Origin of the sequence: Colwellia ponticola, assembly GCF_005885605.1 — a bacterium.
In the GTDB taxonomy this organism is placed as follows: Bacteria; Pseudomonadota; Gammaproteobacteria; order Enterobacterales; family Alteromonadaceae; genus Colwellia; species Colwellia ponticola.
The window spans coordinates 530,289-542,417 of sequence record NZ_SZVP01000001.1; the positions used below are offsets into that span (position 1 = coordinate 530,289).

The window sequence follows — 12,129 nt, forward strand, 5'->3', positions numbered from 1 at the left end:
CTTACTCCTCATTAGCTATATAATGCACACAGCTTGAAGTTAGTTTTATTTTTTTGTACACCATTTCGATGTTATCTCATGCTTACCTTAGATAAGATATCTGTAACACGTCCTGATTTATAAGTAATAGCAACTCTTTTTAGCAAACACTAATAACTTAATTTAAACAATGATTTAAATAAGTTTGTTAGCATAATTACTCTTAAAATTTATAGGATATACACATGTCTACTACAACTGGTACAGTAAAATGGTTTAACGAAGCTAAAGGTTTTGGTTTCATCGAGCAAGAAAACGGTCCAGACGTTTTTGCTCACTTCAACGCTATCGTTGGTGAAGGTTTCAAAACTCTTGCTGAAGGTCAAAAAGTTGAATTTACAGTTACTGACGGTCAAAAAGGCCCTCAAGCTGAAAACATCGTTGCACTTTAATTTGCACTACTTAGGTTAATTACCGGAATAAATTTCCACTAATTACCTAACGATGTTAAAAAAAAGGACATACCTTAATTGGATGTCCTTTTTTATTGCCTGCTATTTACCCTGTTAAATTTCCTTCGCTTCGTACACCTTAATTAACAGCAATACCTTATGTTTTTACCATAAAAAAGCCAGTACATATTACCGTACTGGCTTTTCACTGCTTATCATTTCTAATGGCAATAAAACAAAAAATTTACCTTAACTTACCTTAATACGTGTTATGTCTGCACCTAGGCCTTGTAGCTTATCTTCAATACACAAGTAACCACGATCAATATGATAAATACGATCAACTTGCGTTGGGGACTTAGCAACTAAACCAGCAATAACTAAACTTGCTGATGCTCGCAAATCAGTTGCCATAACTTGGGCACCATTTAAGCTGCTAACACCTGTTACAATAGCGGTATTACCTTCTAAGACAATATCTGCACCCATACGCTGTAACTCTGGCACATGCATAAAGCGATTTTCAAAAATAGTTTCGATTACCGTAGCGGTACCTTGAGCTAGCGCATTCATAGTCATAAACTGTGCTTGCATATCGGTAGGAAAAGCGGGATGTGGCGCTGTTCTAATATTGACAGATTTAGCTGGCCCAGACATTTCTAATTCAATCCAGTCATCACCTGTTGTAATCGTTGCCCCTGCTTCTTGTAATTTACTTAATACTGCCTCTAATGCTTTAGGATCGGTATGTAAACATTTGATATGACCTTGTGTTACTGCAGCAGCGACCAAGAAGGTACCTGTTTCAATACGATCAGGCATAACAGTATAGGCTTTACCACATAGTTCACTAACGCCTTCAATAGTTAACGCATCAGTACCAGCACCAGTAATTTTAGCGCCCATACTAATTAAACAGTTAGCTAGATCAACAATTTCAGGTTCGCGTGCGGCATTTTCAATAACGGTAACGCCATCAGCTAAGGCGGCAGCCATCATTAAGTTTTCAGTGCCTGTAACACTGACCGTATCCATAAAAATAGTAGCGCCTGTTAAACGGCCTTGCTTTTTAGCAATAATATAACCATCTTCAACGCTAATATCGGCCCCCATTAACTTTAAGCCTTGGATATGTAAATTAACCGGTCTTGCGCCAATAGCACAACCACCAGGTAAAGACACTTCAGCATGCCCCATACGGGCTAATAATGGACCTAATACTAGGATTGAAGCACGCATAGTTTTAACTAGGTCGTAAGGTGCACGACACACATCAATGGTGCTAGCATCAATCATCAACGTTTGTTCGTTCAGCCACTCGGTTTTAGCGCCCAACTGACCTAATAGCTTAACGGTTGTTAAAATATCATTTAGTTGCGGTACGTTACTAAACACAACAGGGGTTTTAGATAACAACGCTGACATCAAAATAGGGAGCGCTGCGTTTTTTGCGCCAGAGATCACGACATCGCCGCGCAGTGGATTACCACCAATAACTTTAAATGCGTCCAAGATAACTACTACTTACTTAAAAAATAATTAAAAACATCGGGTCAGTATACACAAAAATGCCCAGCAATAAAAAGCTAGGCATTAATTAAAAGTACAATTTAGGCTAACTATTGATTAACCGCAATTAACTATTAAATAGTTTATCGCGTTGCCACTGTGCTTTATTAAATGTTTTGACTGATACGGCGTGAATTGTGCCATCTTTTATAATATCGGCTAACGGTTTAAGTACCGCTTGTTGACGTTTGACACGACTTAACTCATCAAACATATCGCTTACGGCATTAATTCGACACTGAGAGCCGTCAAAAGTCACATGCACTTCATCAAGCTCAAGTGCTTCATTTATTAACTTACTAACTAATTGTTCAATTTCACCAACTTCCAAGGGAGTCTCCTTTGCTTTTTATGATACTAATCACATGCTAGAGGCAATAAACCGTCTACACCGCTTAACGTAATTAATTTAGATAGTTTATCAGGTATATTGCTAAAGCTTAACTGACAAGTATGCTGTTCAGCTTGCTCTAGCAAATAAAACAACCAAGCAAGACCAGCAGTATCAATTTTATTGACTAGCTTTAAATCAACTTTCACTGCGCTATGGTCAAACCAACTCATATAGTCATCATTTTGTATTTCTACAATACTGTGTCGACTAAGCTCACCAGATATTGACAGAATACCATGATTTAAAGTTATATTCGCTTTACTCACTAGTAGTTACCCTTACGATTCTTTGTTTGTCGCACTTTCTTCATCTTTTTCTGTACGATTTTTAAAAACAATGTCTCGAGTACTTTTACTTTTTAATAACTCGGTCACATAAGGAAGACCTTTTTGTCTAATCATGCTACCTAACTCAGCTTGTTTCGAATCCAATAAGCTTATACCTTCAGCTACCATATCAAATGCTTGCCATTGGTTAGTTCTATTATCAAGTCTAACTTTAAAGGCAACGTCAATATCATCACCGCCAGGCATAATAATACGAGTGTTTACCGCCACTATTTTTTTGCCTGCAAATGATCTTTCAGGAGCAAATATGACTTCCTGATTATCATATAAAGTAAACACTTGAGCGTAAGAGCTTACTAAATATTCACGAAACACAGGAACAAACTCACGTCGTTCAGTATCAGTGGTTTTTTGTAAATGCTTACCTATCACCTTAAAAGCTGAGTAGGTGTAATTGATATAAGGCATTAGCTCTTCTCGAACAATGTCTTTTAACAAGTTAGGATTCTCTTGAATGGCTTGTTGCTCACGAGCAAAACGTTTGAAGGTTTTATCAGCCGCCTGTTCCACCATTTTATAGGGGTTACTTTGATCAACTGCTACGCTATTTACTGCTTCACTATTAGCGCGAGCATTGGCACTGATTATTAGCATACTCATAAGCGCGATGAGTAAACCGAAAACGTTTTTTACATTACCCAATGTATTCATATTCATTTACTTATCCTCACCACTACCTTGGCTAAATAAAAATTGTCCTATTAACTCTTCTAATACTAAAGCAGGTTTAGTATCTTCAATAAAGTCACCTGGTTGTAAAGTACCTACCGATTCATGGACGAAACCAGGTTGCACACCTAAATATTGTTCACCCAGTAAGCCCGCTGTTAAGATTGATACTGAAGTCGCTTCAGAGAACTTATTATATTGCTGATAAATTTCTAGGGTAACAACGGGAATATAATCCTGATCATCTAACGAGATATTACTAACACGACCAACAACAACACCACCGACTTTAATAGGTGAGCGTACTTTTAAACCGCCGATATTATCAAACTTAGCAAACAACTGATAACTTTCACCGCCGCCGCCCATACCCGAGTTTGCGACTTTAAGTGATAGCATTAATAAAGCAGCTAACCCTAGTGCAACAAAAAAACCGACTAATAATTCTACTTTTTTAGACACCATGTCTTTCACCAACGCCTTGTAATAAAAATTTAATAATAAAAATATAACGAGTTAACCAGAGTGTAAGTTAGGTTGTGTACTTAGCAATATGAGCGATTAAAACGCGATTACTTTAGCAACAATATTTACTTAACAAACATCAATGCCGTTAGAATAAAATCTAAAAATAATACTAATAGTGATGATTGTACCACTGTTGAAGTAGTCGCCCGACTAATACCTTCAGAGGTAGGTTCACAATCATAACCTTTATATACCGCTATCCACATAACCACAAAAGCAAAAACAATACTTTTGATAACACCGTTGAGAATGTCTTTTTGAAAGTCTACTTGGTCTTGCATTACCGACCAAAAAGTTCCGCCATCAACACCTAACCAATCAACGCCAACGAGATGCGCGCCAAGTATACCCACCATAGAAAAAATGCCTGCTAATAGGGGTAAGCTAATAAAACCAGCCCAAAAGCGTGGCGCTATTACCCGTCTTAGAGGGTCGATAGCCATCATTTCTAAACTTGATAATTGTTCTGTTGCTTTCATTAAACCAATTTCTGCCGTTAGTGCAGAGCCTGCACGACCAGCAAATAACAAAGCAGAAACGACAGGACCAAGCTCTCGCAGCAATGACAAGGCGACCATAGGCCCTAAACTAGCTTCAGCGCCATAGCCCACTAAAATAGTATAGCCTTGTAAAGCTAATACCATACCAATAAAGACACCCGATACAATAATAATGAGTAACGATAATACACCAACACTGTAAAGTTGTTGCATCAGCAAGGGGGTACCTTTGCGAATATTAGGCACGTGCATTAACGCCGACACCAATATAATCACTGCTCGGCCTAAGCCCGAGATGATTTGTAGAGTTTTTTTACCTAAAGACTGTATCTGTTGCACTACTTTTCGCCTCGACACTGATTCATTTAGTTAACTCTTTTGAATGTTTTTTAATAAGTTCACCACTATAAGCAGGTGCTTCATAGTGAAAAGGGACTGCGCCATCAGCTTCTCCGTTAATGAATTGTCGTACCAAAGCAGAGCTATCATTGCGTATTTGATCAGGAGTACCATGACCAATAACTTTCTTTTCTGCAACAATATAAATGTAATCCGCGATACTCATCACTTCAGAGACATCGTGTGACACCACGATAGAAGTTAATCCTAGAGCATCACTTAGTGAACGAATTAAGCGAACAATAACGCCCATAGAAATAGGGTCTTGGCCAGCAAAAGGTTCATCATATAAGATGAGCTCAGGGTCTAACGCAATAGCGCGAGCCAGTGCTATTCTACGCGCCATGCCCCCCGAAAGTTCACTCGGTTGCAAGTCTTTCGCACCGCGCAAACCAACAGCTTCTAATTTCATCAAAACTATTTTTTCAATGATGGCTTCACTGAGTTGGCTGTGCTCCCTAATAGGAAAAGCAATATTATCGTAAACACTCATTTCTGTGAATAAGGCACCACTTTGAAAAAGCATACTCATTTGTTTACGTGCTTCATAGAGCTCTGCACGTGATAACAGTGGGATATTTTTACCTGCAAACAATATATTGCCGCTTTCAGGTTTAATTTGACCACCAATTAAGCGTAGTAATGTGGTTTTACCAATACCACTTGGTCCCATAATTGCGGTCACTTTGCCTTTAGGGATAGACAGACTCATTTTATCAAAAATGACCCGTTCACCTCGTTTAAAGGTTAAGTTTTCAATTTCAACCAAGTTTGTTTCAGATACAGAGCTTGTCATTGTTCAACACCACTGTTTTTTATTAGGTATAATTTACAGAAGGAATTCTGTAAGTGGCAGTGATTTTACCTGAGCGCTAACAATTCTTCATTAGAAATAATTGAATAACAGCACATTAACGATAAAAAGCCTAAACGATACCGCTACAAACTACGCTTTTTTGTTCAAAAGTAAGGCAATAAAATATTTTTTTCATCTTGTTAGCATTATTTACTTCTTTTTTGCCTTACAACCAGCGACAATTTAGGCTTCACTATGGAGTATTTGATGTTAGAACAAATTTTTATTTTACTTATTGCCCTGGTTGTCCTCGTTTGGAGTGCTGATAAATTTGTTTTCGGTGCCTCATCGTTAGCAAGAAATTTAGGGATCTCCCCTATGATTGTAGGGCTAACCATTGTTGCTATGGGCTCATCCGCCCCAGAAATGATGGTAGCGACAACCGCTTCTTTACAAGGTAACCCAGACACCGCTATTGGTAATGCTATCGGCTCAAATATTACCAATATTGCCCTAGTACTTGGTATTACCGCGCTACTACAACCCTTAACGGTGTCATCACAAACAATAAAACGTGAAATTCCACTTATTTTAGCCGTTACCGCATTAGGTTATTGGTTACTTATTGATAATCACTTTAGTTTTATTGAAGGGGTTATTTTAATGACAGGTTTTGCTATTTATATTATTGCACTACTGGTTATTACCTTGCAGAAAACAAAAGGTAAACCAAGTGATGACCCTTTAATCATCGCTGCAGAGCAAGATGTGCCAGCGGCGGTAGATATGAAATTATCACTGCTGTGGTTGACAGTCGGCATTATTTTATTACCGTTAAGCTCAAGTTTCTTGGTTGATTCTTCTATCTTTATTGCTAAAGCTTTCGGTATTAGTGACTTAGTGATTGGCTTAACTATTATTGCTATTGGTACTAGCTTGCCTGAGCTTGCCGCTAGTGTAATGAGTATTATCAAAAAAGAAGATGACTTAGCACTAGGCAATATTATTGGTTCAAATATTTTTAATATTTTAGCGGTATTACCTATCGCTGGCTTAATAGCTCCGGGTGATATTGACCCTTTAGCGGCCAGTAGAGATGCGCCTTATATGTTAGGTGTTACTTTATTACTCTTGATTTTATGCTTTAGCAGGCGTCGTGGCGCATTTAGAATTACCCGTGCCAAAGGGGCATTATTACTGTTAAGCTTTGTTGCTTATCAAGTGCTACTTTTTAGTCACTTATAATAGCTATTAATCACAAGAACGGGTGTATATTTACCATTATGCAAAACTTCAAACAGTTAGCAAAAAATGTTATTGAAATTGAGCAACAAGCCATTGCTGAACTAGTACAATATATTGATGATAGCTTTGAGCTTGCTTGTCAGCTTATGTTTCATTGTAAAGGTCGTGTTATCGTTATTGGTATGGGAAAATCGGGCCATATTGGCGGCAAAATAGCGGCGACGCTTGCGAGTACTGGCACGCCAGCTTTTTTTGTTCACCCAGGAGAAGCCAGTCATGGCGACTTAGGCATGATCACCAGTAACGACGTCGTATTAACTATTTCTAACTCGGGTGAAACCAGTGAAGTACTTGCTATTATTCCTGTTATTAAACGGATAGGCGCTAAACTTATTTCAATGACAGGCAATGCCGATTCAACCTTGGCTAAATTGGCGGATACCCATATTTGCATTAAAGTATCGACAGAAGCCTGCCCTTTGGGTTTAGCTCCTACCTCAAGCACCACGGCCACTTTAGTGATGGGCGACGCGCTAGCGGTCGCTTTACTCAATGCCCGTGATTTCACTGCCAATGACTTTGCGTTATCGCATCCAGGTGGCAGCTTAGGTAGACGCTTATTACTTCGTCTAAGCGATATAATGCACAAAGATGAACGTATTCCGATAGTATCTGAACAAGCTTTTATCAAAGATGCCTTAGTTGAGATGTCATTAAAAGGTTTAGGCATGACTGCTATCGTTAACGATAAAAAGCAGCTAGTGGGCTTGTTCACTGATGGTGACCTTCGTCGCGTGTTAGACGATAGAGCAGATATTCACAACGATAGCATCAGCACGGTAATGACACTACGCCCTAGTGTCGCGCAAAGTGATATGCTAGCAGCAGAAGCGTTAAAAATAATGGAAGATAAGAAGATCAACGGTCTTATTATTGTCGATAGTAATAACATCCCTGTTGGCGCGATGAATATGCATGACTTACTAAGCTCTGGAGTACTTTAATGAATACCTTATACGGTAATGTCAAAACCAATATTTTAGCAAAAGCCCAACAAATAAAATTACTGGTTTGTGACGTCGATGGTGTTTTTTCCGACGGCAGAATATATTTAGGGAACAACGGCGAAGAGCTAAAAGCTTTTCATACTAAAGATGGCTTTGGTATAAAAGCCTTAGGTGCAAGTGGTGTTGTGGTCGCTATTATTACCGGAAGAAAATCAGCCATCGTTGCTAACCGTATGAAAGCCTTAAATGTTGCTCACATTATTCAAGGTCAAGAAGATAAACTACCCGCGTTAAAAACATTAACTGAACAACTTAATATTGATCTTAGCGATGTAGCTTACCTAGGTGACGACATACCCGACCTCCCCTGTATTGAAGCGGTAGGGCTTGGTATTAGTGTCGCAGATGGCCATCCGTTAGTATTGCGCAATGCTGATCACACTACGTTTACTCGCGGTGGGTTTGGTGCTGTACGAGAAGTCTGTGATTTACTTATGCAAAGTCAGGGCAGCTTAGCTAATGCATCAGGCGCAAGTATATGAATCGATTAAATAGCATCGCGCTATTTGTCTTACTGCTTAGTGCGCTTGTTTATGGCATTATTGAATGGCGTACCGCATCAATTGATCAATATACTTCGGTAATTTATGACCGACGTCCTGATTTTATTACTGAAAAGTTACAGAGTAAAATTTACAGTGATTTAGGTCAATTAACACACACGGTTGCAGCCGCGAGAATGGAGCACTATGATGACTTAGAAATAAGTTATTTTGAAGCACCTAATTATACTTTATACCCACAAAAAGATGCTTTACCTTGGCAAGTTAGTGCACGAGAAGCCACACTGTACAAAGACAAACGTGTGGAGCTAAAAAATCAAGTACATATTCAAGCAACGCAAAGTGATAGTTTAATAAAAGAGATTCATTGTAAAAAAATAATCTTAGATTTAACAACAAATATTATTAGTTCAGAACAGCCCGTGGTGGTGGTCGGTAAAGATTTTACCATGTACGGCTCGGGATTAATTATCGATTTAAACACTAAACAAATGACCCTAACCCAGCATGAACGTACTATTTATAAAAGACATGATGAAAGCTAACTTAAAACGTTTTATCTTAAAAGGTAATCCTTTAAAAGTTAAGACCTTAAAAAACAGTAACTATAGAATGTTAGCATTAGCTTGTGGTCTAGCATTATTCAATACTGCGCACGCAGCTAAAGCAGATTTAAAACAAGAAATCACTATTAAATCACAGCGACAAGCTGCTGATCTTAAAAATAAAATTGCCAGCTACTTAGACAATGTTAGCATTAGCCAAGGCTCCATTTCTATTACTGCTGATATAGTGAAAGTGTTTAGCCAAGCTGATAAAGAAAGCGGTGAAAAAATTGATACCTATCTCGCTAAAGGTAATCCGGCGATATTTCAACAACAGCTCGAAGACGGTAGCTTAATCAAGCTACAAGCCGATGAAATAACCTATAATCCTAACATCCATATGATCACCATTTCAGGTAATGCGCTAGTAAAGCAATCGGGTAGTGAAGTCAGTGGCGATGAAATAACTTACAACACTCTTAATGAAAAACTAGAGGCAACAAGCACTAATAATCAATCTGTTACTACTATATTACAACCCACTATGTTAAAAAAACAGAAAGAAGCAAGCGATAAATCTAAAACGGATAAAACAACAAAGCAAACCATTAAGCAAGAAGGCGATAGCCGTGACAACTAATGTAGCAACTAGTGATAAAAGCAATGTAATAGGCACAGCGCCGCTAAATACCCTTATTGCTGATAGCTTATCTAAGTCTTATAAAAGCCGACAGGTTGTGAAAAATGTTAGTTTACAAGTTAATGCTGGGCAAATTGTTGGCTTGCTAGGCCCCAATGGTGCAGGAAAAACCACCTCGTTTTATATGATTGTTGGTTTAGTCCCTAATGATAATGGCACCATTAAACTAAATGGTCAGGATCTAACACTTGCCCCTATGCATGAGCGAGCACGTAGCGGTATTGGTTACTTACCCCAAGAAGCCTCTATATTTAGAAAACTTACTGTGTCTGATAATATCATGGCGATATTACAAACACGCAAAGAGCTTAATGAAAATCAGCGCGCTGAAAAACTAGAGCATTTATTAGAAGAGTTTCATATTTGTCACATTAAAGATAATACCGGGATGAGCTTATCGGGCGGTGAAAGACGCCGAGTAGAGATTGCACGAGCATTGGCCGCTGATCCACAGTTTATTTTATTAGATGAGCCTTTCGCTGGTGTTGATCCTATTTCAGTTGGTGACATAAAAAAAATAATCTTACACTTAAAACAACGCGGTATCGGTATATTAATTACCGACCATAATGTGAGAGAAACTTTAGACGTTTGTGAACATGCTTATATCGTCAGTCACGGTGAAATAATTGCTCAAGGAAATGCAAAACAAATTCTTGCCAATCAAAAAGTAAGAGATGTATACCTTGGTGAGCAATTCACGCTATAGTTACTCTATAAGTTAAGTTACCACTTAGTTATTGTTACTAGAGCAGTTAATAGAAAATAGCTACGAGATTTATGGCTAGACCACATAACCATAATTTACGACGATGTAACGACTAACAATAGGAAATTATATAACCTCGATGCGCCCTACACTACAGCTCCGTATTGGACAACACTTAACCATGACGCCCCAATTGCAACAAGCGATCAAGCTATTGCAATTGTCTACTTTAGAGTTGCAACAAGAAATTCAAGAGATTTTAGAAAGTAATCCGTTACTTGAGCTTGATGAAAAAGCACAAGATGACAGTACTAACGAACACAATGATCTTGAAGAGGCTTTTTCATCCTCCAGTAATGATTCAGCAACTGAACAAGTAACCAGTGATGGTAGTGAAGACCAACAAGCCAATATTGATGAAATATCAACTAGCGAAGCATTAGAAAAAAATGACATACCAGAAGAGCTTAATAACGATACTACCTGGGAAGATAGTTACAGTGCTGGTGCTTCAAACTCTGGCGGTGTAGGCAGTCCAGCAGACGATTACACCTACCAAGGTGAAACCACTGATTCAATACAAGACCATTTATTATGGCAAATGGAATTAACCCCTTTTAGTGATACCGACAAGACGATTGCTATCGCTATTATTGAAGCGGTTGATGATGCTGGTTACCTCACTGTTTCCCCTGAAGAAATATTAGAAAGTGTTGGTATTGATGATGTAGAGTTAGATGAAGTAGAAGCAGTATTAAAGCGTATTAATATGTTTGATCCTGTTGGTGTTGCCGCGCGTTCAATTCCCGATTGTCTGCTTATTCAATTAAATCAATTTAGCGCCGATACTCCTTACCTACAAGAAAGTAAATTAATCATTAAAGAGCATATAGATTTACTCGGTAATCGCGATTATCGCCAGTTGATGCGTAAAACCAAATTAAAAGAAGATCAACTACGTGAAGTGATGCGCTTAATTCAAAGCTTAAATCCACGTCCTGGTGATGTAGTCATTAAAAACGATGACCAGTATGTTATACCTGATGTCTCTGTCGAGAAAAAAAATGGTCGCTGGATAGTCGAATTAAACTCAGACTCAGCACCAAAACTTTCTATCAACCAACAATATGCCGCCATGTCTAAAACCATGAAATCATCGACCAATGACGGGCAATTTATTAGATCCAACTTGCAAGAAGCCAAATGGTTTATTAAAAGTTTAGAATCACGTAATGACACGCTACTAAAAGTATCTAACTGTATTGTACAGCGCCAGCAAGGTTTTTTAGAGCATGGTGCTGAAGCCATGAAACCTATGGTGTTAAACGATATAGCAGAAGCAGTTGATATGCATGAATCGACTATTTCACGGGTTACCACGCAGAAATATATGCATACACCAAGAGGAATATTCGAGCTGAAATATTTTTTCTCTAGCCACGTCAGCACAGAAAATGGTGGCGAGTGTTCTTCTACCGCTATTCGCTCTTTAATTAAAAAGCTCATTTTAGCAGAGATACCTGCGAAACCATTAAGTGATAGTAAAATGGCTGATTTACTTGCTGAGCAAGGCATAAAAGTGGCTCGCCGTACTATCGCTAAATATCGAGAGTCGTTAGCGATACCACCATCAAACCAGCGTAAAAGTTTATTGTAGTAGTTACACCTCATGTTAAAGTCTACTACGGGTCAGCTAAAGAGTTAAAGCTACATAATGGAAACTATTG

General features: G+C 38.4%; 15 protein-coding genes. 8 read left to right on the forward strand and 7 right to left on the reverse strand.

Translation table 11 applies throughout. The features are described from left to right. Window positions 1–224: 224 nt before the first annotated feature. Window positions 225–431, forward strand: coding sequence for a cold-shock protein (locus FCS21_RS02190; protein WP_033092258.1), 207 nt, complete (start codon window positions 225–227; stop codon window positions 429–431). A 249-nt stretch (window positions 432–680) separates the two neighbouring features. Here FCS21_RS02190 and murA read toward each other — a convergent pair whose 3' ends face one another. The 7 genes from murA to FCS21_RS02225 form a co-directional block, all read right to left on the reverse strand. Beyond that, on the reverse strand, window positions 681–1,943 hold the full coding sequence (gene murA / locus FCS21_RS02195) for a UDP-N-acetylglucosamine 1-carboxyvinyltransferase (RefSeq protein WP_138620329.1): 1,263 nt from the start codon (window positions 1,941–1,943) through the stop codon (window positions 681–683). 124 nt (window positions 1,944–2,067) lie between these two features. Beyond that, window positions 2,068–2,331 (reverse strand): BolA family protein, encoded by a 264-nt coding sequence (locus tag FCS21_RS02200; RefSeq protein WP_138620330.1) that lies wholly within the window; start codon window positions 2,329–2,331, stop codon window positions 2,068–2,070. A gap of 26 nt (window positions 2,332–2,357) precedes the next feature. Further along, window positions 2,358–2,660 carry an STAS domain-containing protein gene (locus FCS21_RS02205; protein ID WP_138620331.1) on the reverse strand — a complete coding sequence of 101 codons (303 nt, stop codon included), beginning with the start codon at window positions 2,658–2,660 and terminating at the stop codon, window positions 2,358–2,360. Window positions 2,661–2,672: 12 nt separating this feature from the next. After that, entirely contained in the window at window positions 2,673–3,398 is a 726-nt protein-coding gene (locus FCS21_RS02210) for an MlaC/ttg2D family ABC transporter substrate-binding protein (RefSeq protein ID WP_138620332.1), read from the reverse strand. After that, window positions 3,399–3,875, reverse strand: coding sequence for an outer membrane lipid asymmetry maintenance protein MlaD (mlaD, locus tag FCS21_RS02215; RefSeq protein WP_118056270.1), 477 nt, complete (start codon window positions 3,873–3,875; stop codon window positions 3,399–3,401). It abuts the gene before it with no gap. 125 nt (window positions 3,876–4,000) lie between these two features. Then, a complete protein-coding gene (gene mlaE / locus FCS21_RS02220) occupies window positions 4,001–4,777 on the reverse strand; it encodes a lipid asymmetry maintenance ABC transporter permease subunit MlaE (protein ID WP_138620333.1) in 777 nt (258 codons plus the stop codon). Window positions 4,778–4,799: 22 nt separating this feature from the next. After that, window positions 4,800–5,633, reverse strand: coding sequence for an ATP-binding cassette domain-containing protein (locus tag FCS21_RS02225; RefSeq protein WP_138620334.1), 834 nt, complete (start codon window positions 5,631–5,633; stop codon window positions 4,800–4,802). A 267-nt stretch (window positions 5,634–5,900) separates the two neighbouring features. On the opposite strand from FCS21_RS02225, the gene FCS21_RS02230 reads away from it, so the two are divergent. The 7 genes from FCS21_RS02230 (at window position 5,901) to FCS21_RS02260 (ending at window position 12,059) form a co-directional block, all read left to right on the forward strand. Further along, the gene (locus FCS21_RS02230) at window positions 5,901–6,878 is read left to right on the forward strand and encodes a calcium/sodium antiporter (RefSeq protein WP_138620335.1); all 978 of its coding nucleotides are present in this window, start codon (window positions 5,901–5,903) and stop codon (window positions 6,876–6,878) included. 38 nt (window positions 6,879–6,916) lie between these two features. Then, window positions 6,917–7,882 (forward strand): KpsF/GutQ family sugar-phosphate isomerase, encoded by a 966-nt coding sequence (locus FCS21_RS02235; RefSeq protein ID WP_138620336.1) that lies wholly within the window; start codon window positions 6,917–6,919, stop codon window positions 7,880–7,882. Beyond that, a complete protein-coding gene (gene kdsC, locus FCS21_RS02240; RefSeq protein WP_138620337.1) occupies window positions 7,882–8,427 on the forward strand; it encodes a 3-deoxy-manno-octulosonate-8-phosphatase KdsC in 546 nt (181 codons plus the stop codon). Before FCS21_RS02235 ends, kdsC begins: the two co-directional genes overlap by 1 nt. Continuing rightward, the gene (gene lptC, locus FCS21_RS02245; protein ID WP_138620338.1) at window positions 8,424–8,993 is read left to right on the forward strand and encodes an LPS export ABC transporter periplasmic protein LptC; all 570 of its coding nucleotides are present in this window, start codon (window positions 8,424–8,426) and stop codon (window positions 8,991–8,993) included. Before kdsC ends, lptC begins: the two co-directional genes overlap by 4 nt. Then, the gene (gene lptA / locus FCS21_RS02250) at window positions 8,956–9,633 is read left to right on the forward strand and encodes a lipopolysaccharide transport periplasmic protein LptA (RefSeq protein ID WP_246046953.1); all 678 of its coding nucleotides are present in this window, start codon (window positions 8,956–8,958) and stop codon (window positions 9,631–9,633) included. The genes lptC and lptA overlap by 38 nt, the downstream gene beginning before the upstream one ends. Window positions 9,634–9,661: 28 nt before the next feature. Further along, window positions 9,662–10,402, forward strand: coding sequence for an LPS export ABC transporter ATP-binding protein (gene lptB, locus FCS21_RS02255; protein WP_138620524.1), 741 nt, complete (start codon window positions 9,662–9,664; stop codon window positions 10,400–10,402). Window positions 10,403–10,541: 139 nt separating this feature from the next. Further along, window positions 10,542–12,059, forward strand: a complete 1,518-nt coding sequence (locus tag FCS21_RS02260) for an RNA polymerase factor sigma-54 (RefSeq protein WP_138620339.1) — start codon at window positions 10,542–10,544, stop codon at window positions 12,057–12,059. Window positions 12,060–12,129 lie beyond the last annotated feature (70 nt).

Bases quoted from the DNA above. Each gene is read 5' to 3' on its own strand.
- FCS21_RS02190 (WP_033092258.1), top strand. From the start codon at position 225: ATGTCTACTACAACTGGTACAGTAAAATGGTTTAACGAAGCTAAAGGT.
- FCS21_RS02210 (WP_138620332.1), bottom strand. From the start codon at position 3,398: ATGAATATGAATACATTGGGTAATGTAAAAAACGTTTTCGGTTTACTC.
- mlaD (WP_118056270.1), bottom strand. From the start codon at position 3,875: ATGGTGTCTAAAAAAGTAGAATTATTAGTCGGTTTTTTTGTTGCACTA.
- FCS21_RS02225 (WP_138620334.1), bottom strand. From the start codon at position 5,633: ATGACAAGCTCTGTATCTGAAACAAACTTGGTTGAAATTGAAAACTTA.
- FCS21_RS02230 (WP_138620335.1), top strand. From the start codon at position 5,901: ATGTTAGAACAAATTTTTATTTTACTTATTGCCCTGGTTGTCCTCGTT.
- FCS21_RS02235 (WP_138620336.1), top strand. From the start codon at position 6,917: ATGCAAAACTTCAAACAGTTAGCAAAAAATGTTATTGAAATTGAGCAA.
- kdsC (WP_138620337.1), top strand. From the start codon at position 7,882: ATGAATACCTTATACGGTAATGTCAAAACCAATATTTTAGCAAAAGCC.
- lptC (WP_138620338.1), top strand. From the start codon at position 8,424: ATGAATCGATTAAATAGCATCGCGCTATTTGTCTTACTGCTTAGTGCG.
- lptA (WP_246046953.1), top strand. From the start codon at position 8,956: ATGAACGTACTATTTATAAAAGACATGATGAAAGCTAACTTAAAACGT.
- FCS21_RS02260 (WP_138620339.1), top strand. From the start codon at position 10,542: ATGCGCCCTACACTACAGCTCCGTATTGGACAACACTTAACCATGACG.